The sequence below is a fragment of the Nocardia sp. NPDC050378 genome, from assembly GCF_040655675.1.
Taxonomy (GTDB): domain Bacteria; phylum Actinomycetota; class Actinomycetes; order Mycobacteriales; family Mycobacteriaceae; genus Nocardia; species Nocardia coubleae.
Genome location: NZ_JBFAKI010000027.1, coordinates 1 through 24,831 on the forward strand (window position 1 = coordinate 1; position 24,831 = coordinate 24,831).

The 24,831-nt window shown below is 66.4% G+C and carries 28 protein-coding genes and 1 pseudogene; 15 read left to right on the forward strand and 14 right to left on the reverse strand.

Annotated features, from left to right (window positions below; translation table 11 throughout):
- Nucleotides 1-271: 271 nt before the first annotated feature.
- The 3 genes from AB0I35_RS31265 to AB0I35_RS31275 form a co-directional block, all read right to left on the reverse strand.
- Nucleotides 272-442, reverse strand: a complete 171-nt coding sequence (locus AB0I35_RS31265) for a hypothetical protein (RefSeq protein WP_357399919.1) — start codon at nucleotides 440-442, stop codon at nucleotides 272-274.
- A 59-nt stretch (nucleotides 443-501) separates the two neighbouring features.
- Entirely contained in the window at nucleotides 502-1,011 is a 510-nt protein-coding gene (locus AB0I35_RS31270; RefSeq protein ID WP_357399920.1) for a hypothetical protein, read from the reverse strand.
- An 841-nt stretch (nucleotides 1,012-1,852) separates the two neighbouring features.
- On the reverse strand, nucleotides 1,853-2,335 hold the full coding sequence (locus AB0I35_RS31275) for a hypothetical protein (RefSeq protein WP_357399921.1): 483 nt from the start codon (nucleotides 2,333-2,335) through the stop codon (nucleotides 1,853-1,855).
- Nucleotides 2,336-2,416: 81 nt separating this feature from the next.
- Between AB0I35_RS31275 and AB0I35_RS31280 the strand changes: the two genes are divergently transcribed.
- Nucleotides 2,417-3,031 carry an AAA family ATPase gene (locus AB0I35_RS31280; protein WP_357399922.1) on the forward strand — a complete coding sequence of 205 codons (615 nt, stop codon included), beginning with the start codon at nucleotides 2,417-2,419 and terminating at the stop codon, nucleotides 3,029-3,031.
- Nucleotides 3,032-3,038: 7 nt separating this feature from the next.
- Here AB0I35_RS31280 and AB0I35_RS31285 read toward each other — a convergent pair whose 3' ends face one another.
- Nucleotides 3,039-3,554, reverse strand: a complete 516-nt coding sequence (locus tag AB0I35_RS31285; RefSeq protein WP_357399923.1) for a hypothetical protein — start codon at nucleotides 3,552-3,554, stop codon at nucleotides 3,039-3,041.
- Nucleotides 3,555-3,705: 151 nt separating this feature from the next.
- Between AB0I35_RS31285 and AB0I35_RS31290 the strand changes: the two genes are divergently transcribed.
- Nucleotides 3,706-3,897 (forward strand): DUF6011 domain-containing protein, encoded by a 192-nt coding sequence (locus tag AB0I35_RS31290; RefSeq protein WP_357399924.1) that lies wholly within the window; start codon nucleotides 3,706-3,708, stop codon nucleotides 3,895-3,897.
- 828 nt (nucleotides 3,898-4,725) lie between these two features.
- Here AB0I35_RS31290 and AB0I35_RS31295 read toward each other — a convergent pair.
- A complete protein-coding gene (locus AB0I35_RS31295; protein ID WP_357399925.1) occupies nucleotides 4,726-5,478 on the reverse strand; it encodes a helix-turn-helix domain-containing protein in 753 nt (250 codons plus the stop codon).
- Between the two features lie 829 nt (nucleotides 5,479-6,307).
- Between AB0I35_RS31295 and AB0I35_RS31300 the strand changes: the two genes are divergently transcribed.
- From AB0I35_RS31300 to AB0I35_RS31360, 13 genes and pseudogenes are all read left to right on the forward strand, one after another.
- Entirely contained in the window at nucleotides 6,308-7,081 is a 774-nt protein-coding gene (locus AB0I35_RS31300) for a hypothetical protein (RefSeq protein ID WP_357399926.1), read from the forward strand.
- Between the two features lie 14 nt (nucleotides 7,082-7,095).
- Complete coding sequence (locus tag AB0I35_RS31305) at nucleotides 7,096-8,322, forward strand: cutinase family protein (RefSeq protein WP_357399927.1); 1,227 nt, start codon at nucleotides 7,096-7,098, stop codon at nucleotides 8,320-8,322.
- Nucleotides 8,323-8,399: 77 nt separating this feature from the next.
- A pseudogene (locus AB0I35_RS31310) lies at nucleotides 8,400-9,008 on the forward strand (lipase family protein); the annotation flags it as partial.
- Nucleotides 9,009-9,172: 164 nt separating this feature from the next.
- Nucleotides 9,173-9,436: a hypothetical protein gene (locus tag AB0I35_RS31315; RefSeq protein WP_357399968.1), complete on the forward strand. Its 264-nt coding sequence runs from the start codon at nucleotides 9,173-9,175 to the stop codon at nucleotides 9,434-9,436.
- A 108-nt stretch (nucleotides 9,437-9,544) separates the two neighbouring features.
- The gene (locus AB0I35_RS31320) at nucleotides 9,545-11,071 is read left to right on the forward strand and encodes a cutinase family protein (RefSeq protein WP_357399928.1); all 1,527 of its coding nucleotides are present in this window, start codon (nucleotides 9,545-9,547) and stop codon (nucleotides 11,069-11,071) included.
- A 115-nt stretch (nucleotides 11,072-11,186) separates the two neighbouring features.
- Entirely contained in the window at nucleotides 11,187-11,450 is a 264-nt protein-coding gene (locus AB0I35_RS31325) for a hypothetical protein (protein ID WP_357399929.1), read from the forward strand.
- A 71-nt stretch (nucleotides 11,451-11,521) separates the two neighbouring features.
- Nucleotides 11,522-11,815 (forward strand): hypothetical protein, encoded by a 294-nt coding sequence (locus AB0I35_RS31330; RefSeq protein WP_357399930.1) that lies wholly within the window; start codon nucleotides 11,522-11,524, stop codon nucleotides 11,813-11,815.
- Between the two features lie 648 nt (nucleotides 11,816-12,463).
- Entirely contained in the window at nucleotides 12,464-12,760 is a 297-nt protein-coding gene (locus AB0I35_RS31335) for a hypothetical protein (RefSeq protein ID WP_357399931.1), read from the forward strand.
- Between the two features lie 277 nt (nucleotides 12,761-13,037).
- Nucleotides 13,038-13,622 carry an alpha/beta hydrolase gene (locus AB0I35_RS31340; RefSeq protein WP_357399932.1) on the forward strand — a complete coding sequence of 195 codons (585 nt, stop codon included), beginning with the start codon at nucleotides 13,038-13,040 and terminating at the stop codon, nucleotides 13,620-13,622.
- Entirely contained in the window at nucleotides 13,619-13,849 is a 231-nt protein-coding gene (locus AB0I35_RS31345; protein ID WP_357399933.1) for a hypothetical protein, read from the forward strand. The genes AB0I35_RS31340 and AB0I35_RS31345 overlap by 4 nt, the downstream gene beginning before the upstream one ends.
- A gap of 17 nt (nucleotides 13,850-13,866) precedes the next feature.
- On the forward strand, nucleotides 13,867-14,556 hold the full coding sequence (locus AB0I35_RS31350; RefSeq protein WP_357399934.1) for a hypothetical protein: 690 nt from the start codon (nucleotides 13,867-13,869) through the stop codon (nucleotides 14,554-14,556).
- 573 nt (nucleotides 14,557-15,129) lie between these two features.
- Nucleotides 15,130-15,531, forward strand: coding sequence for a hypothetical protein (locus AB0I35_RS31355; protein WP_357399935.1), 402 nt, complete (start codon nucleotides 15,130-15,132; stop codon nucleotides 15,529-15,531).
- A gap of 234 nt (nucleotides 15,532-15,765) precedes the next feature.
- On the forward strand, nucleotides 15,766-16,464 hold the full coding sequence (locus AB0I35_RS31360) for a 2'-5' RNA ligase family protein (RefSeq protein WP_357399936.1): 699 nt from the start codon (nucleotides 15,766-15,768) through the stop codon (nucleotides 16,462-16,464).
- Here AB0I35_RS31360 and AB0I35_RS31365 read toward each other — a convergent pair.
- The 9 genes from AB0I35_RS31365 to AB0I35_RS31405 form a co-directional block, all read right to left on the reverse strand.
- A complete protein-coding gene (locus AB0I35_RS31365) occupies nucleotides 16,448-17,719 on the reverse strand; it encodes a hypothetical protein (RefSeq protein WP_357399937.1) in 1,272 nt (423 codons plus the stop codon). The genes AB0I35_RS31360 and AB0I35_RS31365 overlap by 17 nt on opposite strands.
- Before the next feature lie 243 nt (nucleotides 17,720-17,962).
- The gene (locus AB0I35_RS31370; protein WP_357399938.1) at nucleotides 17,963-18,649 is read right to left on the reverse strand and encodes a phosphotransferase; all 687 of its coding nucleotides are present in this window, start codon (nucleotides 18,647-18,649) and stop codon (nucleotides 17,963-17,965) included.
- Nucleotides 18,646-19,467, reverse strand: coding sequence for a class I SAM-dependent methyltransferase (locus AB0I35_RS31375; RefSeq protein WP_357399939.1), 822 nt, complete (start codon nucleotides 19,465-19,467; stop codon nucleotides 18,646-18,648). Before AB0I35_RS31375 ends, AB0I35_RS31370 begins: the two co-directional genes overlap by 4 nt.
- A 29-nt stretch (nucleotides 19,468-19,496) precedes the next feature.
- Nucleotides 19,497-20,018, reverse strand: coding sequence for a hypothetical protein (locus AB0I35_RS31380; protein WP_357399940.1), 522 nt, complete (start codon nucleotides 20,016-20,018; stop codon nucleotides 19,497-19,499).
- A gap of 50 nt (nucleotides 20,019-20,068) precedes the next feature.
- Nucleotides 20,069-20,446, reverse strand: a complete 378-nt coding sequence (locus AB0I35_RS31385; RefSeq protein ID WP_357399941.1) for a hypothetical protein — start codon at nucleotides 20,444-20,446, stop codon at nucleotides 20,069-20,071.
- Nucleotides 20,443-21,102, reverse strand: a complete 660-nt coding sequence (locus AB0I35_RS31390) for a hypothetical protein (RefSeq protein ID WP_357399942.1) — start codon at nucleotides 21,100-21,102, stop codon at nucleotides 20,443-20,445. The genes AB0I35_RS31385 and AB0I35_RS31390 overlap by 4 nt, the downstream gene beginning before the upstream one ends.
- Entirely contained in the window at nucleotides 21,099-22,814 is a 1,716-nt protein-coding gene (locus AB0I35_RS31395; protein WP_357399943.1) for a carbamoyltransferase C-terminal domain-containing protein, read from the reverse strand. The genes AB0I35_RS31390 and AB0I35_RS31395 overlap by 4 nt, the downstream gene beginning before the upstream one ends.
- Complete coding sequence (locus AB0I35_RS31400; RefSeq protein WP_357399944.1) at nucleotides 22,811-23,767, reverse strand: thymidylate synthase; 957 nt, start codon at nucleotides 23,765-23,767, stop codon at nucleotides 22,811-22,813. Before AB0I35_RS31400 ends, AB0I35_RS31395 begins: the two co-directional genes overlap by 4 nt.
- Entirely contained in the window at nucleotides 23,764-24,777 is a 1,014-nt protein-coding gene (locus AB0I35_RS31405; RefSeq protein WP_357399945.1) for an NAD-dependent epimerase/dehydratase family protein, read from the reverse strand. The genes AB0I35_RS31400 and AB0I35_RS31405 overlap by 4 nt, the downstream gene beginning before the upstream one ends.
- Nucleotides 24,778-24,831 lie beyond the last annotated feature (54 nt).

Here is a 24,831-nt window from a genome sequence, read left to right on the forward strand (position 1 = left end):
GCGTTGCCGCTGAGGTCGGTGTGGTTCACGGATTCATCCTTTCGCACCTTCCCCCTCATTCGGAACAGCCCCAACGGCGGTCAGCGATCCGGTCGTGGCCCGGGTACGAAGAGCGGGCCGCCGCAGAGTGTGAGCGTTACGGAGAGCGACCTGCGACGACCCGTACCAGGAGTTCGCGGCCACCTGAGCCCTGGATGGCCCCGCTGTGGATCGCGTCAGCCCGTCGCCGGGCGTCTACTTCGCTGGCGAAACCGCCGGGGACTGACGAGGATCAGGTCGCCGAGTCGATTGGGTCGGGCTCCCGAACAGGTGAGGGAAGGTCGTGCGCGAAGTCGGGGCTGACGTACTCCGCTCGTTGCAGACTCTGCAGCGCCTTGCTCTTGGCTCGATCGTAGCGGTGCTGCACGGCCTTCGGAGTCACGCCGAGCTCTTTGGCGATCACCGCGTTGGGGTAGCCGATTGCTCCGCCGCCTGGCGGTCGAGGCGGTTGGCCTTGTGTTGTCATAAACCAGCACCATCACCTATGAAACATCGCCCAAGGGTTGGGCACCCCGCGCGGAGCACACCGTTCACCGTTCCAGGCGGGCGCAGTCGCGCGAGGTCCTCGGGCACGAACAGATTCGCGGCCGGGCCGCTGAGGCGCGGTGCGAACTCGGCGAGTACGCGGGCGATCTCACCGCGGGCGTGGCCGCGCAGGATCAGCAGCGCCTCGGTTTCGGCGCGGGTTCGCACGAAATCCGGTGGCATTCCGGTGTCGCGGATCAGGATGTCGCGCTCGCGGTCGAGGTTGGCCGGGCTCGGGTCGGTGGCGAGCAGGAAGGCCAGCTCGCGGTGCGCGGTGTCGGCATCGGTGCGCACGGAGCGGGCGAGTTCGTCGAACAGCTCGCTGTAGTCGGCGCGGCGATACAGAGCTTGGGTGTCGAGGATCCGGGAGCGCGTCGCGGGGCTGTCGGGGGGATGGCGAGGATCGTCGCCGGGATAGACCGGTTCGGCGTGTGGCGGGACAAGCACCGCGGCGAGGGTGCAGCACGGTCGAAGGCGCCTCTGCGCGACCATGTCCCAGCGTGACGGCGGCCGCGGTGAGCAGGTCTTCCTGGCGGTCCAGGGCAGTAGTTCGTAGGGCTGCCAGATGCGTATCCCGGCGCGTGGGGTCAGCTCGGCGGCCTACCACACCTGGGTGAGGATACGCGCTGATGCTCTGCTCAGGCCGGTGGTGGACAGGCTCAGTTCGTCGATCAAGGTGCGCAGCAGCCGGAACCACACCGCAGCGTGCACGCGGCGGCCCGGCAGCCTGACCGCGCCAGTGGTCAGCCCCTGGTGGGTGTAGTTCTCCAGGTGGCAACCGGTTCGGTGATCGGGGCGCCGACGATCTCGGTTCCGGGGGATTCCGGAAGTAGCCAGCGAAAAACAACGAATATGGCGTAGGGGCGGCTGATTTCCGGCGCAGACCCGCGACAGCCTCGCCGCCGCCAGGCCGTAAGGGGGGCGTCGACCGGTGGGACTGGATCTGCACCGAGTCCAACTTCGAGCTGCCGACCTGCCACGCCATCGACGCGGTCCTGGTCGGTGCGGAGCTGCGCCTGGTCGACGAAGAGGACACGCCCGAGCTTTCGAGCTGCGCCGAGCACGCGGCCGACTCAACTGATCACTGCGGGATGTGCAGAAATCGCATCGCGACCGGTTCTCCCGTCTCGGAGGCGAGTTCATCGCAGACTGTGGCCGCGCATTTCCCGCATGTCGGGGTCAGGTCCTCGGCCGCAGGTCGACCAGTGGGCCTCTCGATGCCAGCGCCGAGTGCCCAGTACTGCTTGTGATCACACGGCATCCATACCCCCACGAACTTGGTGCTGCATCAGGCGGTTTCGTGGGTCTGTGCCCGTCGTGCCCGGACCTCGACGGCCCAGTCGTTCCAGTCGGTGATCGTCCTCCAATGGTCCTCGTCCAGCCCGACCTCGGTGCAGGCTTCCACGACCAGCTGCCGGGCGGGCTCGGCCTCGACGAAGTGCACCGCCTGCGCCCACTCGATCAACCGCACCGGGTCGAGCAGGTCGCGAGCGGTCTCCCGAATGACAGGATTTTCGATGACATCGGCGTGGACCTCGACCTCCGGCTCAGGACCGGCGTCGTCGGCACCGGACCTGTAGGTGAACACCACCTGGGCGACCGTCACGTACAGGGTCTCGCCCCGGGGGCCGTCGAAATTGAGGGTGTCTCCTACCCGAGGCAGCCATCGGGTAGTGAGCACCAAATTGATCTCCAGATCGCCATCTCCTCCGGGGTCAGCGGAGATGCTGAGGTGGTACCGGCTCAATGCGTCGTTCGCTGTCAGCGTCACGCGGTAAGTATCAACCGCTCCCCGCACCGGCGAAGACCGAATCCGGGCCTCTTCCCTCGGAACTCCGGGGAAGATGAACGAATGACCGCCGCCGCGAACCCTGTACCGCCCCTGCCGTTTTCGCCCACCGCTCACCTGGCGCTGCGTGAGCTGGCCACCCGCGCGGGCACCGGTGTCACCGTGGTCTGCGGATTCCCTGCCGCGGGCAAGACCACCGCGACCCGGCTGCTGGCCGAGCTCATCGACCCGGTCGTGCTCGACAAGGACACCTTCGCCCCGCAGCTCGAGGAGTCGGTGATGACCGAGCTGACCGGGCACCCACACGACCGCGACAGCGACCTCTACCGCCGCGTCGTCGCCCCGCACCTCTACGCCGCGCTGGTCCAGCAAGCCGTCACCATCGCCCGCCGCTGCCCCGTCGTGGTCGACGCCCCGTTCCTCGGCTACATCAACACCGCCGGCGAGCAAGGGCAGCGGCTCAGCGACTACATCCGCACGATCACCGGCGGCGACGTCGCGATCCGCACAGTCTGGGTCGGCACCGACACCACCCGGATCCGGGAGCGCATGGCCCACCGCAGCGCTGAGCGCGACCGGCCCAAGCTGGCCGAATGGGAGACCTACCGCTCCAGCGTGCTGGACTCGGGCCTGGCCCACACCGGGCCCGCCGTCACCGACCACCTCGTCGTGAACTGACTCAGCTCTAGTGCTTCGCGCACGGGCTGCGGCCGCCGGTCGGGATCGCACACCGCTTCCCGTAGGACTTGACCGCACCGCACTGCAGGTCCGCCGCGTGCACGTGGCACTGGTTGCGGCCGGCGAGGGGCTCGATACTGCATGGTCGACCGGACTTCGTCGGAGCCGTGCAGCGGGTGCTGGTCTGGTCGATGACGTCGATCCGGGTGGCGATACGCCGGTTGGTCTGGGTGGCGACGGCACGGTTGTGCCGAGCCTGTTCCCGGCGGCCACGTTCGGCGTCCTTGAGATCGGCCGGGCTCATCCCGGCATACGGTTCTTCGCTGGTGATCCAACATTTCGCGGCGTAGGCGGCGATCCCGTCGCGGCTCTGCGCGTGCAACCAGACGATCTTGCCGAGCCCCCGAAACGCCAGATCGTAGGGTTCTTGATCCGGCTCTCGATCGGCGTGGTGCGCGATGTACTCAACGGCCGCGCGAGCGAACTGCGCCCGCTCCGGGATGGTGGGTTTACGACGGGCCATAGCCCGAACCGTACTGGGGAGAGTCAGCAAACCCTTTTTGAATCGCTGATCGCGACCTCTGCGATCGGGCCCGCACGTCAGTGATGCCGAAGGCCCCGGTTGTCGGTGCCCTGTGTCACGCTTGTGGGCATCGTGTTTGGAGGTGAGGGGCATGGCCGGAACCGGCGACCGTCCAGAGGTCAGACTCGTCGCGCATTGCCGCCGCTGCAACGGGTGGCTCGTCTCGGCGGAATCGGTGCGAGCAGGCATCGGCCCGCGGTGCGCGATCCGCGAGGCTGACGAGCAGCGCGCCGCGACCGCGCTCCAACCCACCGCGTTGACGCTGTTCGACGTGGCCGCCTAGACCACGGGTGCGGGTGCCGCGCGCAGCCTGAGAACATGACTGGTCCTCACCCGAATTCCGCTCGGGTGAGGGGCCCCAGTCATGTTCTGTGGCTACAGGATGGCGGTCCCAGCTCCTCGATGTAGGTGTCGCCTCGGCGAAGTACCGCACCGCCCCCGAGGCAGTAGCGCGTTTGCGCCACTCCCCAATCCGGGCGTACCCGGCCACGCTAACGCCTGATCCAGTGCGTGCTGTTGCGCCCAGCCGATCGCGCTCGTGTTGTCGTCGGTGGCTGCCGAATCCCACACCAGCCGGATTGGATCGATGTCGCGGCTGTAACGCAGCACCCGCAGATCGGTCGCAACCGCGAACATCGCATCGATCCAGACTGCAGGTGTCCGCTGTTCGGCAGATGCGTCATCGTCGGCGCAGATCTTACGGTTTCCTCACGAGACTCTGGTCGCTGTCACCGTGACGCCGGTTTGGGTCGTCCGGAACCCACCGAAATATGCCCAAAACGTCTGTTAGAGTAGAGCTTTGGTGCAAATCACGGTCTGGTTACTTCCCGTCGGTTCCCGCGTGCGATGACGCCGCTGGTGGATGGTCGCGCACACAGAGGGGGAGGGTTGCTGCGTGAGTTTTCATCGGGCACCTTTTCTGCCCGATCAGTGGCTCTTCCAGTCTCTAGAAACACGAATTTCGCAGAGTTCGCCACCAATTTCTCGCTGTCACGGCGAAATTGATGGTGATTAGCTAGAGTTTTCGGCTCATCGCCTTGGTGGGTCTCACAATGGCCGGCCGACGCGAGCTGGGTAGGTGACCGCTGCGCCGATCGGATGTTGCTGGTGTTCAGTCGCGTACGAGCCCGGAATAGGGCTCTGGTGTGGCCGTGATCAGTTGGATGTGTTTGGAGACGATGCTGTCGGTCAGTGACAGCTGGTAGGAGATTCTGCAGCGGTTGGTGCCATATGCGTGCAACAGGCGCCTCGCGTCGCGGCCGAGGGAGACGGTGACGCTCGCTGCCCACAGTCCTTGAGCTTCACTGTTCGGTGCCAGCGCGGCAATGAGTTCTTTGGCCTGTACTGAGGTTCGATGCCGGCCGAGTGCGGCTTTCAATTTCGCGATCATCCAGGAACGTTCCCCATCGGGATGGACGAGGACGGTCTTGGCGTGCTCGCTGAACATCCACACTGGGACCGATCCTATGTCGTCGATGCCGACCAAGACGTGGGCGAACAAGTCGTTGCGCGACAACACGTTCGACATGGGGTCGATGTATGCGGCCAAGATGCCTCGGGTTTGGAAGCGTTCGAGGTTGACAGCCAATGCGGGCTCGGCCTGGACGTAGGTGCGCAGGTGGTGGGTTGGGGCCAGCGGGATGTCGGCGATGGCGAGGTCGTGCAGGTGTGCCGACATCGCCTGGTCGAGTCGGTAGCCTCGAACGATCCCTTCAAGGGTGTTCAGCGAGGGCTCGCGCTCGCCGCGTTCGATGCGCCCGAGGTGGACCGCGCTGAACCCGACCGCATCAGCCGCCTGCTCGCGAGTAAGACCCAGATCGTCCCGGATCCAGCGGCACGTCGTGCCGAGGTCCGGAGTGGACACAGTGGGTCGGGTCGGATCGCGTCGGCGCCGCCGTCGTGGCTGATCCGGCAACTGCCGAGGAGTACTTTCTCTTCTCATACTCCCCCCCGGGAGCTAGTGGTGAAATTCACAGGCTGAGATGTTTGAAGTGGAAGCTACCTGCTGGTGACGGAACCTTGTCTACCAGAAGGGGTTTCACGCGGCAACTTTGCCCATCGCTTCGTAATTGTAGACAGCGACGTTCGTGATTATGCGGCGGCAGTGGGAGTTTCGACGTGGCCGTCCGCATCACGGGAGTTCAAGACAGCCGCATCGGCAATGGGCAGAACGGGTCCATGTGGATGCCCCGAGCGTGGAGTTTCCTTAACTGATCCTTTTGGATACATCCAAACTGGATCAGTTAATGCTCTAGCGGCTCCGTCGGTTTCATGGCTTGGATGGAAAGAGAAAGAAACTCCTTCTGAGAAAGGAAATCCTGTGGATCCGATTGTGATCGCGAGCTATCTCAATGCCGGGCTGTCGTTGTTGGCCAACGGTGCAGCGTTGGCCAATCAGGTGCTGTACCTCGCGCTGAACTTCCTCTGACGCGCTCGCCGAGCGGCGCCGCCGAGCCGGTTCGAGCACCGGCTCGGCGGGCAAGTGGACACGACTGATCCTACTGCCACGCGCCTCGTGAATCCTGCTGCGGCACAGCAATCCTGCTTCACCCCCTATCGGAAAGGGTCGACCTGTCATGCCCGAATCCCCTTTGACCACTCGCCTGAGAACCGTCCACGATCGCAACGCAATTCCCCGCCGAGGCAACACTGTGCTGCTTGCGGCGGCGATTCCCGTCGCGATAGCTGTCGGGATGGCCGCTCCTGCCACCGCGAACAGTTCGGTGGCCGTGGTGGCCTATCAGGGTGGTGTCCCCAGTCCCGCCCAGCCGGGCACCGAAACACCCGAGCCACCACCGGCTCCCGAACCTGAACCCGAGCCTGAGCCCCAACCTGATGCGCTGGTCTACTACGAGCAGCCCGCCGCCGTGCGTAATGGTCCGACTCGGCCCGCTCCGAGCGTGTCGGAGCCGGTGGAGCCGGTGCGGATCGAGGAACTGCATCTGCCCGAACCTGTTGAGCCGGTAGCGCCGATTGTGCCACCGAAGAACACGATTCGTATCGGAGAGTGGCAGACACCGAGTCCGGACTGGGTGCCGGTCGAGGTCCGCGACGCGATCAATAACAGCGCGGCGGGTGCAGAAGCCCAGGTCGCTACCGCGTTGGACTCGGTTGGTATCCCGGCGGGCCGCTCGGATCGTGTCAGTGGCGCGACCCTGGGTGGTGCCGCGCTCGGCGGTGCCGCGGGCGCGACGGTGCTCGGCACACCCGCTGCTGCGGTGGGCGCCACGGTCGGCGGACTGATCGGCGGCACAGTCGGTGGAATCGCCGGTGCCGCAGTGGGAATCGTGATTCCCGTCCCGATCGTCGGGCAGGTCACCAGCGGCGTCGCGGGCACCGCGCTCGGCGCTGCCGCCGGCGCCGCGGCGGGTGCGGCGATCGCCGGGGTGCCGGTCGGTGCGGTCGGCGCAGCGGTCGGCGGCACGATCGGCGCCGGTTTCGGGACTGGCGTGGGGGTCGGTCAGTGACCACGAGTACGTCAGTGACGACGAGCACCACGAGTCGCGCGGTCGTGGTGACCGCCGCGCTGCTAGGTGCGGCGCTCCTGAGTGCCGCCGCACCGGCCGGACCGGCGGACGCCGTTTCGCTCAACGGATGTCCAGCTTTGTTCATCCTCGGTGTTCAGGGCACGGGTCAGTCGTCACCGACCGCGGACCCGTTGGCTGATACCGGTGTTGTGGGGTCGTTGATCGGACCTGTCGTCTCGACGCTGCCTGGACTGGTGCAGCGCGCCTACATCGGCTACGAGGCCGGCTTCGGTGGCATCGTCCCTGGTGGCGGAGCGAACCCCTATGTGACGTCGGTATCGGGCGCGCGTTTGGGCCTGGACGCCGCAGCCGTTGAGGTTGTCGACTCGTGTCCGGACACCATGCTCGCGGTCGTCGGTTACAGCCAGGGCGCCCAAGCGGTGGCGGGGTTCGCCCGTGACGTCGGCGCCGGAGAAGGACCGGTGCCCGCCGATCGGGTCGCGGGGATCGCGTTGTACGCCAACCCCGATCGTGGCGAGCTCGAACCCGTCTTCCCGGGTCGCCCAGGGCAGATCGTGCCCGATGCCGCGCCCGGGACATCGGGTGCGGCGGTCTCGACGGTGCAGGTTCTCTCGGCCCCGGCCGGCGGTGCGGGCATCGCGACCACCGGTACCGGATTCGGTGATCTCACCGGTCGGGTCGCCGACATTTGCAGCGACGGTGACCTGGCCTGCTCGACGCCGGGCCAGGCAACCGTATTGCGGCTCGGCGCACAAAACTTCGCCCAAGCGGATCTGACCAACCCGCTGGCGCCACTGTCGACGCTCAGCGCCGCGCTGTCGGAGGCCCTCGGACAGGCATGGGACAGCGTGCTGGCCAACGACTTCCAGCTCACCGCTGGCAGTGTCGACCACGTGCCGCTCGCGGACCTCGGGCAGCGGTTGGTCGATGCCGCTGACCCGCGTGTGCCCGCCGCGGATCCGGCAGCCGCCGCTTCCCGGTGGAACGAGATCACCGCGACGGTGACGGCGAACCCGTTGTTGTTGCCGAAATTGCTCGCCCAATTGGGCGGGGCGTGGGGTCAACTCGCGGCCGAGAACGCGGAGTTGGTCAACCCGGGGACGTGGTTGCGGTTCGCCGACACAGGCCGTCACAACGGATACGCCCTGACCGGACAGCTGAACTCGGGTATCGCGTGGATGATCGCGTTGGCGCACGACATCGCGGGAGCCCGCTCATGACCGGCACCGATGAGTTTCGTGCGAACACCGCGATCGGATCGGCAGCACCGGGCCGGATTCTGCGGACCCGCGAGGTGATGGTGCCTCACATCGCCGGCCTCGCGCGGGCCTGGCAGCTGATCTACACCACGCGCACCAGTCGCGGCATCGCGGTCCCTGCTTCGGGCATCGTGCTGCAACCATCTGCGCCGACCGACAATGCGGTCACCGACACCCCGCTGGTGATCTACTGCCCGACATTTCATGGCCTGGGCGGTCGGTGTGCACCCTCGCAGTGGCTGGTCGACGGGAACGAACCCGATGCGAGCAGCATCGCTGCTGCCCTGGTGCAGGGATGGGTTGTCGCGGTACCCGACGGCATCGGCCTAGGCATCACCGGCGCCGAACCGCTGCATTTCCTGGCGGCCAAGGCAGGCGCATACGCGGTACTGGATCTGGCGCGCGCGGTCGTCTCACGGCGCGAGCAGGGTCGATTGCAGGCGCCGGTCGCGGTATGGGGGTATGCCGACGGCGGACGGACGGCCGCCTCCGCGGCAGAGTATCAGCCCTCCTACGCACCGGATCTGGACTTTCGAACGGTCGCGGCGGGCGCGGTGATCGCTGATCCCGGTGCCTTGATCACCAGGATCGATGGTGGCCCGTGGTCGGGGGTGGCGTTCGCCGGGATGGTCGGGTTGTTGCGCGCGGGGGCGCATCTGCCGCTCGATCATCTGCTCACCGACGCTGGCGTGCGGGCGGTTCGGATGGCTTCCGAGCTCGATGTCGCGGCTCTGTTGGTGGAGTTCTTGTCGCCGCTATCGGCGTGGTGCGAGCGACCCGATCCGTGGGATGACCGGTCTGGCGTTACGTCTTGTCCGAGGAAGTCCTCGGCCGCGAAACACCGTTGGTGTCGCACCTGCACCTGTACCACGGCGCGTTCGACGCGCTGGTCCCGATCGAGTCCGGTCGCGCATTGTTCGCCGAGTACACCTCGCGTGGTGTCTCGGTGTCGTGGTCGGAATTCGACACCACTCACCTCAGGGCGGCCGACTTCGGCGTCCCCGGCGTCTTAACCACCCTGCGAACGGGATTCGCCCGTCTGCCCCGCCACCAAGGTCCCAACCCCACCAACTGACAGGTGTGCCCGCGTCGTCCCCCTTCCGGCGACGAACAACCCCCATCCTCCCGCGATAGCGAAAGGAAAGCAAATCCGATGAACCGCAACAGAACTCGGCAACGTGTCATGGCGACCACGGTTGCCTGGCTGACGATGACGGTCATCGGGACAGCCCCCACCCTGGCCGAAACCACCACCACGAACACATCCGACGCTCCGCCCTCGATCTCCCGCGCACCCGAAGAATCGCGGTGCCCGGCCCTGTATGTCCTCGGCGTCCAGAGCAGCGAAGAGGGGGCGGCCACGAGCGTGGACACCGGAGACTCCGGAATGCTCGGTCAGGCGTTGGGGAAGATGATGAGCACCGCCGACGGTGCGATCGACCGGGCCTACGTCGTCTTCGGCTCCGGCACCGACCCCACAAACTATGCCGCCGGAGTAGCTGAGGCCGCCGACCGCATCGAACAGGCGGCGGCGCAGTTGATCGACCGGTGCGCCTCGACCCGCATCGCGGTCGCCGGTTACGCGCAAGGTGCTTCTGCCGCAGCATCTTTCGCCGAGAAGGTGGGTGCCGGGCGATCGCAGGTCCCGGGCGACTCGGTCGCCGGGATCGCGCTGCTGGCCAACCCGACCCGGCGGGCTGCGGCTGGAGCGCTGCCGGGCACCGACAACGCGAGCACCCCGTCCCCGGCGCCGGGGACCGGCGGTGCGAACGTCGCAGCGATCACCCTGTCCAACACCGGCCTGTCCGGGGCGGGGATCGCAGCCAGCGCGGCCCCGATCAGTTTCGGGGCCTTGGCGGGTCGGGTGGCGGGCCTGTGTGTAGCAGGGGACGCGACCTGCGATGTGCAATCCGGTAGCCCCCTGTTGACTGCAGTCGCCAATATCACCGGGCAGGCCGAGGGCAAGGACCCGGTCGCCGCGATCGGCACGGTCGCCCAAGCATTGGCCTCGACTGTGTTCAGTACCGCAGTCGGTGTGGTCAACGACGACTTCTCCGGCACCAGCCTCGACCAGCCCGCCTACGCGCCGACCGAAACACTGGGGGAGCGGATCGCGCGCGCGTCATCTCCGACCGCGGAACCTGTGACCGAGTCCGACGCGCTGTCAGCGTTGTTCAAGATCGGCACGATCGGGCTGAATGCAGTGGTGTCGGTGGCACAGAAGGTGTTCACCGCCACCACGATTGCCGAGCTCGCCGCAGTTGGGTTGTCCAACCCGGCCGCGGCGGTCGCGGTGCTCGGCACCAAGGTCGCCGATGCCGTCGTGGATCTGGTTCCTCCGCAGTCGCTGAGCACGTGGGTCAACGACGCTTTCGATGCGATCACTACGACGATCACCGACACCCAAGATTTGTACACGGCCCAGGCCACCGCCCAATTCAGCGACACCACCGGCCGATCCAGCACCTACAGCACCGTCACCGCGACTGCCACCGGTCACGCCCCGGTGACCGCGACCGCGAACTGGTTCACCGCCCTGGCCCGCGACATCGCCGCCAGCCAACCAATCACGGCACCGACACCTGCGGCCGACGCCACGACCACCGGGACGGTTCCGCCGTCGTCGGCGCCGAGTCTCAGTCCTACGCCCCTTGTCCCGCCCTCGCCGAGGGCACCCACCCCGCCGGTGAGTACATCACCGCACCCCTAGACCCCTTCGGAGCACGAGGCAGTCCACGCCGATCCCCCTGGTCAGTGGCCCTTCCAGCGGCGTGCTCCGAAGGGCCCAACTTCCACCCGAAACCCCTTGCGAGGAGGTGAATCACATGCCCAGCCGCGACCTGCTTCCCGGCCATGGCGCCGGATGGCTCGACCCCATCCAAGACCCTGCCGCCGAACCCGAAGAAGTTTCGACACCACCGCACCGTGGCCGGCGCTGGGCCGACGAGAAGACCAAGCGAGCCGAAAGGCCGAGCCGCGGGAGGGAACTCGTGGCCGCAACAGCCGCTGCGGCGGCCGGGGCGACCATCGGGGCCGGGCTCGTCCTTCTGTCGGACACCGCCGCCCCGCCGGCAACTGCGGCCCGGTAGCGAAAGCCTGTGCCGGGGTCAATGCCCAGATCGTCACCGACGGACCGGGTGACACCACGACCGTCGCCGGGGTGATCGCACGGTTTCAATACGCCTACTACGCCCGCCGTGACCCTGACGCCACGCTCGCGGTGGTGGATGCGCACGCCGGACTCACCCGCGACGCGCTCACCGCCGCGATCACAGCCCTGCCCGCGGGCGTCACCCACTGCGTCGGTATCGACGTTGTCGCCGACAACACCGCCGAGGTGCACCTGGTCGAACTACGCGCCGAGGGCCGCCGCTTGGACTACCTGCAGCTGGTCAACGTCGCCACCACCGGTGCGGGCCTGATGATCACCAACATTCAGAAGCGAGGCACCTGATGGTCGCCCTCGCCGCCCACCACCCCGACCCCCCAACCGGCAGCCGCCGCCTCGAGCCCACCACCGTGCACAACTCCGGTCCCCCCGCCACACACCGGTACGAACCGTTACCCATCACCGGTGCGCATCCACCGCTGGCCGCGATCGTCGGCGCCCACGGCGGCGCGGGCACCTCGACACTGGCCCGCTGGTGGGCACCGGCCGCCGACTGCGGCCGAAGTTGGCCCGCCTCGCCAGAGACCACCCAGCTGGTCGTGGTCGCGGCCCGACTGTGCTTGCCCGGGCTGATCGCCTGCGCCGACCGGCTGCGGGAATGGCACGCCGGAACCACTCCCGACGGTGTCGACATCGTCGAAGTAGTCCTGTCCGCCACCCGTTCAGGCCGTGTCCCGGCCCCGGTGCGCCGCTACCGCGATGTCATCGACGGCCTCACCGAGAGGGTCTGGGAGATCGGGTGGCACGACGAACTCGTCGAACGCGAACTCAGCGAACTCGCCCAGTTCACCCCCGCCGACCCCGCACCACCGCGCAAATCCGCGCTGACCGACGCCGTACCGACCGACGTTCACCACGTCGGAAACGAACTCGTCATCGTTGTCGCACGCTCGGTGAAAAGAGCTGTCCGGCAAGTGATTCGGAGCACACGCCATGACCACACTCGTGGCCAGTACCGACAGCCTGTCGGTACTGGCCCAGCAGATCAACATCAGCCCCACCAGGCCGCCCGGCGGGGACAAACTGACCAACCTGGTCGGCTATTTGTCCTGGCTGGTGATGCTGGCCGGAGTCGCGGCCCTGATCTATGCCGGTGGGAAATTCGGGTGGGAGCGATGGCACGGCGGGGCTGTCGAATCACCGAAAATCGTGTTCGCCGCCCTGGTCGGCGGCATCATCGCTACCTCCGCGGGAGCCATCATGAACGCCGCCGTGAGTGGAGGTTCCTGACTATGACCGCCCCACGAACCGGCTCCGAAACCCGCACCCCTGGTACAAATTCCTTTACGATCCACGCCGCCGACGGCGCACCACTGGCGGCGACCCGCCACGGGCAACCAGCCGCCTCGGCGACCGTGTTGTACTTGCACGCCCCTTTGAGCGACCAGCTCTACTTCGACCCGCTGATCGCCGAACTCCACTCGAGCCAGGGCCGCAGCCTCGCGCATCTGACGTTCGATCAGCGCGGGCACGGCAGTACCCTCCCTTCGTCGCAGGCCAGGCGAGGGTGTCGCAACTGGTCAACGACCTGGACTCGGTGCTCGCTCATACCACCGGTCCTGTTGTGCTGGTGGTGCATTCGCTGGCTGCCGTCGTGGTCCAGGAATGGCTTTATCGCCACCGTCGCGACGAGCACCTCGTCGACGCGATCGTGGCGGTCGCACCGATCCCTGAACTGCCTGACCACATCGGTGCGTTCGACGAGGACCGCAGCACGTTGGCCAGGCAGGCCGGACGCCGATGGATTCACGATCTCGCGAATGCCCTCGGTTCCAGTGACCGTGTTCGTGGTGACGTGGGGGTCGAATCGGCTCGCCGGACGTTGCGGTGCTACCGCCGATGCGGCGCCGATCTCGCGGTTGTCGAGGACCTCCTGCGCGCCACACCGACCTGGATAGTCACCGGTACCGGCGATCAGCTTGCCAATCCGACTCGCGTCGATGAACTGGCGAGCACGGTGTGGGCCGAACTGCATATGGTCACCGACGCCGGACATGGCCTTGTCGGCACGCACCCTCAGGCGGTAGCTCGCGTGGTCACCGACGCGCTCGATGCCGTTTTCGAGTACACCATCTACGGCGGTGACCGATGATCGCCAAACATCTTCCACTGCAAGTGCTTTCACCACTGACCCGGCTGGTGAACTGGCTGGCTTGGTTCGTTTTGCTGGCGTGCATCGCGCGCTTGACCTGGGCCGGTGGCCAGTTGGTGGTCCGGCTCTACCGCGACGAAGCCATCGAACGCGCCATCGGCTCGCTCGCCGCCGCCGCGCTCCTCGGATCGGCCAGCGCGCTGGCGATCGCGCTCCTACCCGCCTGACACCACAGGAAGCCGTTATGTCACATTCGAATTCGCTCACCGACCTCCGCAGCGCCGTGGTTTTGGTAATCCTCGCAGGATTTGTCGTCGGTTGTGGTCGCGGCGCAACCGACCAGGTTGTCGCCAGTACCGCGGCACCGGCACCGCTCATCCCCAGCGGAGTGAGCTGGCGGTCCTGGCAGGGAGTCGAGTTACCCGTCGCCCACCAAGGACCACGCCAGTTCGACGGCGCGGCCGTCGCGGACTTCGACCGGACCCCGGCCGGGGCGGCGCTCGCCGCGATTCACGCGACGATCCGCATGTCGATCGCGCCGGACGGCCAATGGGCGCGCGTCGGGGAACGCATGCTCGCCCCCGGGCCCGGCCGCGACGCCTGGGCGGTCCTGCGTACACAGATCTCGATCACCGAGCCGGCCGGCGCCACCGTACCCACCATCCTCGGTTGCGTCGTGGGCATCTACACCCAGACCGAGGCCCAGATCGATGTCTACGCGCGCCACTCCGACCACTCGATCACACGCAATGCGACCACCGTGGTCTGGGCCGACGACGGTTGGCGTCTGCCCTACTTACGAGCTTCTGTGGGCTGGCCTCCGATGAGTTGTTCGCGCTCCCAGCGCACCCACACGACACCGGTCTTCGGCAGAGCTCGAGGCTCACGTAATGCGAGGTGTTCGTCTCGTGTGGGCTCGGACCACGAGCAATGAAACGCCCGAAAGTGGCTGAGCAACAGCGGAACCGGTTGCTCAGCCACCACATTGCTGCCGGGCGCTCACGGTCTTCGATAAGGCCTTACGGGCCGGATGGGAACAGGAAATCACCTGGCGGCAAAACTGGACTGGTTCGGACAAGGCGGGATACGCGATTCCTACGGTGAGGGCTGGTGCTCCCAGGGACACCCGAAGCGTTATCCAACCCGGCCGAACCACGCAACGATCAGCACCCGGCACAGCTCGCGCACGGCCTTGCATGAGACCTCGACGGTCTGGATCGAAACAGGCGTCTAGCGGTGCGGAATCCGATCGTTACCCGCTAAGTAGATGGGAACGCGCGCGACCTGGGGTTTTGCTCAGGCCAGTTGGTGATCGAAGCGGAATTCGGTCTGGACTGAGCGAGACGGGTCTGCGTTCCCGGGTTGGTGTGCACTCTACTTGCCTGTTCTTACTCGGCAACAGTGGGCACGGGCGCACATGAGATGTTGTGCGCTGGTGTCATGAGGTGCGGGTAGGGTGCCGCCCGTGTGGTCGCGGGCGAACGAAGCTGAAAGGTTACGGCAGTCGTTGGCGGGATGGCTGGCGTTGGTGGACGCAAATGGACTGACCTCGAAGCAGACGACGAAGCTGCTCACCGATTCCATTTCAGAGTGGGCAATGCGTAGGCGTTGGCGGGTCGAGCTTGAGGCTCCTGCCCTGGTGGAGCGGATGTCGGTCAACGGACCCATGCGGGGGCGGCTCGATCTGCTGTGCACCCGCCGGTGGCGCAAGTCGGCGGTGGCGATCGAGATCGACCGCGCCAACAAGCGGTGGTCGTTGGACAAGTTAGTCGCCGAGGCAGACGCCGGAAACATCGCGCTGTGGGTGCGGTGGGGCGGTGCGAGCGTCATTGACGTTCCGCCGAACGTCGGGCTGATTGACATCCGGGCTACGATCGCTGCCGCCCATTCGCCACATACGACGACGTGATTGGCGCTGCTCTGCAATAGCGTTCGTTATGCCAATGAGTTCCGCTGCATCTCGACTGGCGACGAGGGGCTTGGTTGGCGTCATGGACGCGGGCGAGGGCTGGCGATTCGCCGCGACGCGGTTGGGTTGGTCGACTGATGGTGGTGGCAACGCTTGGCGATGTGGCGTCCGCGGAGAGGTGCGTGTCCTCGGATACACTGACCTCGCCCGTGCTCAGGTACACAACGGAGAGCCTTGAAGAGCAAGCCATTTCCGCCCGGCCGCCCCGATTCCCTCGATGACGCTGGTGAGATCCGGCGCAACGATTGGGCGGCGTTCTCATCCCTATCGCGGATGGAAAACCATTGGGAGATAAAGCCGTGGCCGTCCGGCGCGTCGAATCTCTACTGGTACCTGACATTCGGGCACGACGATTTTCTGGCGTCTACCGCTAGAGCGTGTCAGGACGCGCTCGGATCGTTCCCGCTGCGCCCGGTCGCGGTCGAAACCCTGCATATGACGCTGCTGAAGGTGGGAGGCGTCGATGCGGTCGAGGGTGCCGGGCTGGAGCGAGTCGTCGAGAAGGCCGGCATAGCGTTGGAGTCGGTGAGCCGGTTCGAACTCGCGGTTGGACCTCTGGCGGGCTCGGCGGGTGCGATTCGGTTCTCTGTCTCGCCGTGGTCGCCTGTTCTCGAGCTGGTGGAGCGTCTCGGTGCTGCGCAGGAATCCGAGCCTGGTCTCGGCCCGGTCGGGTCGGTCGAGAACATGCGACCGCACGTCGGGATCGCCTACAGCGCGGCCCGGCAACCAGTAGCCCCGATCCTTGACAGGATTACTGACCTTCGGGAATTGGCCCCGGTGACGACGATGGTCAAGGACGTCAAGCTGGTGCGGCTGTGGCGCACGGATTCCGCGTACGAGTGGGAAGAGATGGCCACTATTTCCCTGGTGTGAGCTTGTCCTGTACGGAGGCTACGGTGGCTGTGGACCATGAACGCAATTCGCCCATGTAGTCGGCGACAGCTGGCGTATCGACTGATGACACGGTCTCGGCGAGGTCGTTGGCGCGCTGCCAGACCGAGCGGATCGGCTGGTCTCGGGACGTGGTGAGGGCTTGGACGCCCAGATGCATCGCCTGTTCGATGTCTCGGTTCGATTGGGTGGCCAGGGCTGTTGCGACATCGAGCCGGACCAGGGCCTGACTCCATACCGAATCCGAGGTGTCGACCAGCTCGGAGACGAGCTGCCCGTAGTCGAGCGTGTCCGCGAAGTCACCGGCGGACAGGTGCGCGGTGGTGGCATTGGCCATCACCCGCGCCGCACTATAGGGTTCGAACGACAACGCCGGGGTGAGCCCGGACGGAGCATGATTGACGTCACCGAGTTCGACTGCCTGCTCGACGGCGCGTTTCACCCCTTCGGAGTCGCCGAGCTTTCCCAGCGCCCGTGCGAGCCCGTTCGAATAGAGTCTGATGGCTTGCTGATTTCCTGCCGCCGTGCGAATACCTTCTCGTGCTGCGTCGGCGGCTTGTGGGTATTTGCCTTGATAGTAGTAGGAGAAGCTTTCTGTTCCCCGAATCCAGGCCATCAGTTCGGGGTCGCGTGCGAAGTGGGCGAGTGCGAGAGTTTCTTGAATGTAGATCTCGGAATGCTGGAATCGTCCGAGATTGACCGCCATGTAAGCCAGTGCTCCCGAGATTTGGCCCGCGAGCCGATACAGACGTGCCAAGTGGTGGGGCTGGCGGCAGCCTTCGGTGAGGCTGTCCACTTCACGTCGCAGGGCGAGGGCTTCAGGAACGAGCCGAAGCGGTCCCTCGAGTTCGTACCGGTCGAGGATGTCGCGGAGCGCGATTTCCAGTGCGGTGAGAACTGGCTCCTCAACCGTGTTGCCGTGGAGCTTGCGCATCCGCTGAACGATCTCGGTGGCGTTTTCGAAACCGTGGAGGCGTGTGGGCGCTGTCGAGACGACGGGCTCGGTTGTGGGTGTCGAGCGGCGGTTGCGCGAGGCTCGCCATGCTGCTTCGCCAGCTGCGACGATCGCGTCGAATCGGTCGCGATCATGCTGGTCGGCGTGCATGCGCAGCGTGGTGTCGAGGATCTGCTGTGTCTTGTTCCGCAGCCTGACCGTGCCGAGCCCGGTGCGCCAGTTGTTGATCGTGGTGGTGTCGATGCCGAGCTTTTCGGCGAACTGCCGCACCGAAAGTCGCATGGCCTCCTGCAGGGCGACCGCTTCGAATCCGGTCCACCCCGTGCTTGCACCATTGTGCCCCGCCTCAGCACCGTCCCCGATCAGGGAAACCTAGATAGTCTGCCCACACTACCCTGATGCCGGGCAGTTCCTGGCCGCAACCTGGTTCGGCCGCAGTGGATTTCGAGATGCGAACATGTCGGTGCGAAATCTGCCCGCGAGGCGCTACCAATATGGCTACGGTAGCGCTCGCTGGGTGGTTGATCATTGTGGCCAGGGGCGGACCGCTGGCCACTGGTGTGCGTAGCCGTGGCGGCCGAGGTAGCGGCTGGTGAGGTGGTGGTGGATGTCGGCGTAGAGCTGGAGTCGGCCCAGGTCGCAGTGGGCGTTGGGGATTCGGGTTGTCTCGCTGTTGTAGCGGTCGAGCGCGTTCTCGATGAGGGTGCGTGGCAAGTGCCCGTGGGTCATTGCGGTGACGACGAGTTTGGCGAGGTCGTAGCCGAAGGGTGCCAGGGTCAAGTCATCGAAGTCGATGATGCCGACGTGATCGTCGGTGAGGATGAAGTTGCGGATATTGCTGTCTTTGTAGAGCGCGCACGGTAGGCCATCGATCTCCAAGTCCTGGGGGAGGACGGATGCGCGGGACGAGGTGAAGTCGGCGATCGTCAGCATCGGTGTGGCCTCGAAGGGTTGGTCGAGCCGTCCCGCATGCAGGTATCGGAGGTTCGCGACCGTGTGGAGACCGCCCAGGGCTGCGGCCACCATGGGGAGGTCACCGGGGCGCGGATGGCGTCCCTCCAGATGTTCGAGAGTCATTCGTGTACCGGTGAGGTCGCGTACCTGTGGGACGCGGACCGGGGCGTCGAGGTGAAGCAGCCAATCCTGATGTGCGTGAGCAGTTTCCGCCGGAAGTGGCGATGCGTAGTTCTTGACGTACGCTGTCGTGCTCATGTCCGGCGGCTTCCTGTCAGGTAGGTGACGGTCGAGGTGGCCGTCAGTGCCCGATCACGAGTGCGACGCCGAAGCTCGGCGGCCAGTTCGCGCGGATTGATCGCCAAACGCTGGGGGAGTTGGTATTTGGGGACGGTGATGGCGTAGGCGGCGAGGTGGTCGAAGTCGGTGAACCGGAAGGTGTGTTCGCGGTGGATGACCTCGGTGAGTTGGGTTCCGGTGGAGACGATGTCGGCGGCGTTGGTGCTGTGGAAGGTTCCGTACAGACTCGGCCGGCTGGTCGCGGCGGGGTCTAGGCCGGTGTCGGCCATGAGCTGGTCGATCTCGTGGTAGCTGTCGGCTGATTTGGTGGCCAGTACCACCCGCCCGCCCGGGGTGAGGCACCGGGCGATCTCGGCGACAACATCGGCGGGGCTTGTGGAGTGGTAGAGACAGAACGCCGCCACGAGCACGTCGAACGTGGCATCGGGCAGCGGTAGGTGGTGGAAGTCGCCGTGCACCGTTTCCACGGCGAATCCGGCGGCGGTTGCGCGTTCGTTCACGGTGGTCAGGAATGCCGGGGAGATGTCGACAACGGTGTGGTGGGCGGGTGCGAGTGCTTCGGCGAGAGCGAGGGTGACTGTTCCTCTGCCACAACCGATTTCGCACGCCTTTGGTTGTTTCGGTGCGTGGCCTGTGGCGAGGTCGACGATGGTGGTGGTCGCGTTCTCGCCGCTGATCTTGGCGGCGAGCAGCGCGCTGGTGCGTCGCTGGGTGCGCCCGGCGTCGGCGTAGAGACCCACGACGGTATCGGGGTCGGTGAAGGGGGTGGAGGTCATGGACGGTTCGCCTCCGAACAGTTTCGGTGTCAGCTGGTAGTGGAAGATTGCGCGCGCAGGCGGGCGAGGTAGCGGGTGGCTTGGCGGCGGCTGGTCAGCGTGACCAGCTCGACCTGGTTGCCGTGTTCGGCGATCAGCTCACGCACGCGGGGGCGCATCTGGGCGCGGTAGCCCCAGATGTAGCGCAGGAATCCCCAGGTGATGCGGTCGTAGACGCCGTCGCGGTGTTGACCGCCCCGATAGCGCCAGCGTCGTTGCAGAACGCCGGTGATGCAGGTGATCGCGGGCAGGTCCAGAAATATGACGGTGTCGGCCGCGGCGAGTCGGATCGGCAAGGTGCCCGCGTAGTTGCCTTCGATCAGCCAACGCGGTCCGGCGACGAGGCGCTGTTGGATGGCCTGGAACTCCTCGGCGGGCAGCGGGTTCCAGTCGGCGTCGTAGTAGACGGCGTCGAGGTGGGTCAGTGGAAGCCCGTGCAGGGCGGCGAGCTGGTTGGCGAGGTGAGTCTTGCCGCTGCCGCCGCAACCGATGATCACGATTCGCTGGTCCACGCCCGGCGACGATACCTGCCCCGACTCGGTTGGTTCGGGAGGCCGGTCGCTCATGAGCGCACTCCGATCCGGGAAAGGACTCGATCGAGGGTGTCGAGCTGGCGGGAGAGCCGGAAGATGTCCAGCTTGGCCAGACACTGTGCCACGAGATCGGCATGTGCCGGGGTTCCGGCGATACGTCGCAGGGCGGCCAGCTCGGCGGTGATGTGGGCTGCGCTGGTGATGTGTAGACGGTCGGGCGTGAACTGGGGTGCGCTGCGGATGTAGGCCGGGGTGAGCGGAAGGCATCCGGCGAGGACGGCTTCTGGCAGGCGCTGGGTCATCTGCCCGACTGCGGCGTAGCGGTCGGGCAGCAGCGACACCGTGGCCAGCGCGTCGCCGTGGATTTGGGCGACCTGGGCGAATGGGACTCGGCCGATGAACCTCACGTATGGCCATCGTCGAGTGTCGGGCCATTTGCCCGCCACGAGGCAGTCGCGGCGCCACTCGCCGGGGTGGCGAAGTAGGTGTCGAAGATGTCGTCGCGGTCGTATTGGTTGCCGACGTAGGCCAGGCTCAACGGTCGAGGCCGTCGCGCGAGCGCCTCGGGGTCGGCGCTGTCGAGCGCGGAGTCGGCGACGGGGAACAGCAGGCTGGTCGCGCCGTCGCTGGGGTGCAGCGCCGCCTCGCACACCGTCACCTGGGGTGTGTGCCGGAGCGGATGCCCGGCGGGGAGCTGCAGATCCTTGTCCCACACGATCGTGGGCAGCCCGTGTCGCAGGGTGTAGTGCTCGAGCAGTTGGTGCTGACGGTGCAGGTCGCAGGTGTGACCTCGGGTGCCGCACGGTGTGGTGTTGCGGCCGGGGATCGGCCAGCGCCATTCCAGGAACAACGCGTCGATCTCGGGAAGCCCGCCGTCCCAGATGTAGGTGTGGGTGAGGTCGGTCCCGGCCTCGACCCTATCGCGGTCGGCCTGGAGGAACACGATCTCGTGGCCGAGTGCGCGCAGGCCGTCGATGAGGGTTCGGCGGTGGCTGCGGCCTCCGTCGGGGGTGTCGGTGATGCCGGGGCCGAGGAAACCCCAGAAGCTGTAGCCGATCCTCATTTGCTCACCCACCAGTCTTCGATCATCACCGCGTCCAGACCGCTGGCGAGCAGGCAATCCAACGCCATCTCCGGGGTGCCGCAGATCGGTTTGCCCTTGATGTTGAGCGAGGTGTTGATCAGGACCGGGACGCCGGTGATCTTGGCGTACTCGGTGATGACCTCGGCCAGGAACGGGTTCTGCCCCTCGGTGAGGGTTTGCACGCGGGCGGTGCCGTTGGCGTGCACGATCGCCGGGATCTGTTCGCGCGCCAGTTCGGTCACCGGGGACGCGATCGACATGTACGGGGCGGGTTGGGGCAGCGTGAAGTAGTCCGACGCGGCGGCGGTAAGCGTGACCGGTGCGAACGGCCGGAACGGTTCCCGGAACTTCACCGTGTCGTTGAGTTGCTTGACGACCTCGGGATTAGCGGGGGAGGCCAGGATCGACCGGTTACCCAGAGCACGAGGGCCTGCCTCGAGCGGTCCACGGAAGACTCCGACGACGGCACCGGCGGCCAGGGCCCCGGCCAAATATTGGGCCGGGTGCGTGGGTTTGGTCGCGGTCAACCCGGGGCGAGGATTTTTCGGCAGCGCGACATCGGTGAAGGCGGGCCCGAGGTAGCAGCGGTCCTGGATTCCGGTGGCCAGTTTTCCGGTGTGGTCCAGATACGCTGCCGTTGCGGCACCGATCGCCGTGCCTGAGTCGCCAGGGGCCGGTGGCACGTGCACTTCATCGAACAACCCGGATTCGACGATCTTGCCGATCGCCACGCAGTTGGCCGCGACACCGCCCGAGACACACAGCAACCGTGCGCCGGTCAGCCAGCGAGCCCGCACGGCCAAGTGCACCATGACCTGTTCGGTGCGCTCTTGCAGTGCCGCGGCGAGGTCGCGATGAACCTGGGCGACCGGTCCGTCGCCGCGAGGTGGGCAAGTGCGGGCGATGAACTCGGCACTGACACGGGCGAAGCGCCGCGAGAGGACCCGCAGTGGGAACAGGCAGGGGTTGAGGGTGAATCCGGTGTCGGTGATCGGGATCGCTTCCTTCATCAGCTCGCGGAATCGGTCCGGGTCACCGAGGGCGGCCAAGGCCATGACGGTGCCTTCCTCGTCACCGCGACGCCACCCGAGGTGTTCGGTGACCGCTCCGTAGGCGTAGCCGAGGGAGGCCGGATCATCGATCGCGTCGATGAAGTCGTAGCGGCATCCGCCGCCGGGAGCGCGGCGGGCGTGCGCGATGGTCGTAGTTTGCACCTCGCCGAGAGAATCGATCACCAACACGGCCGCGTCGTCGTAGCCCGAGGATGCGAAGGCGTACAGCCCGTGGGCTCGGTGATGCAGGATCGAGGTGCTCGTAGCGTGTGGGAACAGTCGTCCTAATCGCCTTGTGCGGGCACGTGTTCGGGCCACGACCCGCGCGAAGCTAGCGGCACGCGAAAGCGCCCTTCCTCTCGTCTCCGAGTCGATGAGTTGCTCGCCGGCCTGCCGAGTGGCAGCGAGGTAGCCGGGGGCGCGGAAGTTGTAGGCGACGGTATCGATCAGTTCGGGGACGAGGTCGCTGTCGCTGAGCAGCCAGTCCACGGCGTGGGCGGGGTAGTCCTTGGTGTGTTTGGTGTTGTTGAGGCGTTCTTCTTCGGCGAACCCGACGAGTTCGCCGTCGAGGATCAGCGCTGCGGCGGAATCATGTGTCCAGGAGCAGAACCCGAGGACCGCACGGGGGTTGGAGGTCATGATGCGGGGGCTCCTTGCTTGGCGGGGGCGGGGGCGAGGTGGTCGTACCAGCGCTCCAGGGCGCGCACGAGGTCGCCGTCGGTGTCGGCGAGCAGGGTTCGGGCGTGGTCGCGGTCGCCGGTGCCCCACGCCCGGTAGCTGGCCAGCATCTGCGCGAATCCCGACCAGATACCGGTCAGATCGTGGGTGGGAGGCTCGGTGACCGTGTTACGCAGGACCTGGTCGGCGACGTTCCACGGCAGAGCGACCTCGGGCATGACCGGGGAGGGCTCGGGATCGTGGGCGAGTTGTTCAGCGGCGCTGACGTTTTCGGCGTACAGGTGCAGCGAATCGATGTGGTGGTGATACTCGCCCAGCTCGGCACCGACCCACCCCGCCAGCAGCTCCTGGATCAAGGTGTTGGTGAAGATGTCGTAGGGAAAGCCGAGCCAGATGTCTTGGCTGCGCATGGTGGTGTGCATGTGCAGGCGGCCTCGCCGCAGATAGAACCGGTAGCCCAGCGTGCAGGGGACATCGCGGTGACCGCGAGTATCGCGTTGCGGGTCGTAGAGCTGGATGACCGCTTGGCGGGTGTCGGGGTCGCGTTGGAGCAACTGCCGGACGCGGTCGAGCTGGTCGATGGCGTCGTTCCACCGCCGCATTCGCGGCCCGTACGCGCCTTGCAGGACACCGTCGTCGGCGTAGCGGGTCAACGCCCGGTTGTACTGGAAGATCCAGTCGTCGTCGGAACCGGACAGAATCCACACCGCCTCGGCGACGGCGAAGGCCGGGTTGAGTAGCCGCAGCGGTGGCACGTCGACGAATCGTCGTCGCGGCTGGGTCAGCCGCAGATGCGCGCCGAGGATCTCGGTGGTGGCCATGCCGCGCGGGCTGACCGGCTCGCCGAAATCGGTGAGGGCACGGCACGCGGAGGTGAACAGTATGTTGGCGTTGTCCGCGGTGAGCACGATCATCGCGACACCGCTTCCTCGATAGCGGGCCTGGGCCTCGGTTTCGGGGAGGTCTGTTTGACCATCCAGTCCAGATGCCGGGCGATCCCTTCGCGCAGCTCGACGCTCGGCGCGTAGTCGAGGAGCTGGCGCGCCAAGGTGAGGTCGGCGCGGGTGGCCTCGACATCACCGGCCCGGGGTGCCTCCATCGCGAGCGGTACCTTGCGCCCGGTGATCTGGCCGATGATCGAGATCAGTTCGAGCATCGACACACTGGAACCGCCACCAACGTTGATGACCTCGGCATCGACAGCGTTCGGCATGTCCGCCGCGGCGAGGGTCGCGGTGACGATGTCATCGACGTAGGTGAATTCCCGTGACTGGTGCCCATCGCCGTAGAGCGCAACCGGAACTCCTGACAGCACTGCCGCCAGCACCCGCGAGATCGCCATATCGTCGCGCTGACGAGGCCCGTAGACGGTGAAGTAACGCAACGCGATCACGCTCGTGGTGGTGTCGGACCGCGCCGCGTGCGCCAAGCACAGGTGCTCGGCGGCAAGTTTGGTCGCACCGTAGGGCGACATCGGATACGTCGCGTCGGTTTCGGCGCTCGGACCAGCAGTCTGACCGTAGACACTCGAGGACGAGGCCAGCACCAGCCGCGAAATCCGAGCACGCTCACACGCCGAAAGCAGGCGTTGGGTAGCAACGACATTCGAGGCGGCGTAGTCGGGAAACCGCTCGGCCCACGAGTCCCGCACCCCCGGCACCGCAGCCAGGTGAAACACCGTGTGCGCGCGGGATATCAGCTCGTCGAGTTCGTCGGTGGCCAGATCAGCTTGGTGCAGAATCAGATTGGGATCGGTGAGTGCGGCGGCAAGATTGCGGGCAGCGACCGGTTCGTCTACCGACCGGCGGTCGATTGCGATCACCTCGTGCCCCCGAGCGAGCAACGCGTCGGTCAGGTGTGAGCCGATGAATCCGGCCGCGCCGGTCACGACGACGGGGCCCAGGCCGGGCAATGCGGTTGTCATGTGGTGCCTCAATTTCGATTGCGATTTCTAATGCGCTGATGCGCGGCGAGTCCG

Excerpts from the sequence above, each read along its gene's own strand:
- AB0I35_RS31345 (WP_357399933.1), top strand. The coding sequence starts at position 13,619 with ATGATCGCCAAACATCTTCCACTGCAAGTGCTTTCACCACTGACCCGG.
- AB0I35_RS31335 (WP_357399931.1), top strand. The coding sequence starts at position 12,464 with ATGACCACACTCGTGGCCAGTACCGACAGCCTGTCGGTACTGGCCCAG.
- AB0I35_RS31365 (WP_357399937.1), bottom strand. The coding sequence starts at position 17,719 with ATGCGACTTTCGGTGCGGCAGTTCGCCGAAAAGCTCGGCATCGACACC.
- AB0I35_RS31370 (WP_357399938.1), bottom strand. The coding sequence starts at position 18,649 with ATGAGCACGACAGCGTACGTCAAGAACTACGCATCGCCACTTCCGGCG.
- AB0I35_RS31395 (WP_357399943.1), bottom strand. The coding sequence starts at position 22,814 with ATGACCTCCAACCCCCGTGCGGTCCTCGGGTTCTGCTCCTGGACACAT.
- AB0I35_RS31390 (WP_357399942.1), bottom strand. The coding sequence starts at position 21,102 with ATGAGGATCGGCTACAGCTTCTGGGGTTTCCTCGGCCCCGGCATCACC.
- AB0I35_RS31400 (WP_357399944.1), bottom strand. The coding sequence starts at position 23,767 with ATGATCGTGCTCACCGCGGACAACGCCAACATACTGTTCACCTCCGCG.
- AB0I35_RS31405 (WP_357399945.1), bottom strand. The coding sequence starts at position 24,777 with ATGACAACCGCATTGCCCGGCCTGGGCCCCGTCGTCGTGACCGGCGCG.
- AB0I35_RS31350 (WP_357399934.1), top strand. The coding sequence starts at position 13,867 with ATGTCACATTCGAATTCGCTCACCGACCTCCGCAGCGCCGTGGTTTTG.
- AB0I35_RS31280 (WP_357399922.1), top strand. The coding sequence starts at position 2,417 with ATGACCGCCGCCGCGAACCCTGTACCGCCCCTGCCGTTTTCGCCCACC.
- AB0I35_RS31375 (WP_357399939.1), bottom strand. The coding sequence starts at position 19,467 with ATGACCTCCACCCCCTTCACCGACCCCGATACCGTCGTGGGTCTCTAC.
- AB0I35_RS31325 (WP_357399929.1), top strand. The coding sequence starts at position 11,187 with ATGCCCAGCCGCGACCTGCTTCCCGGCCATGGCGCCGGATGGCTCGAC.
- AB0I35_RS31320 (WP_357399928.1), top strand. The coding sequence starts at position 9,545 with ATGGCGACCACGGTTGCCTGGCTGACGATGACGGTCATCGGGACAGCC.
- AB0I35_RS31300 (WP_357399926.1), top strand. The coding sequence starts at position 6,308 with ATGGCCGCTCCTGCCACCGCGAACAGTTCGGTGGCCGTGGTGGCCTAT.
- AB0I35_RS31285 (WP_357399923.1), bottom strand. The coding sequence starts at position 3,554 with ATGGCCCGTCGTAAACCCACCATCCCGGAGCGGGCGCAGTTCGCTCGC.
- AB0I35_RS31290 (WP_357399924.1), top strand. The coding sequence starts at position 3,706 with ATGGCCGGAACCGGCGACCGTCCAGAGGTCAGACTCGTCGCGCATTGC.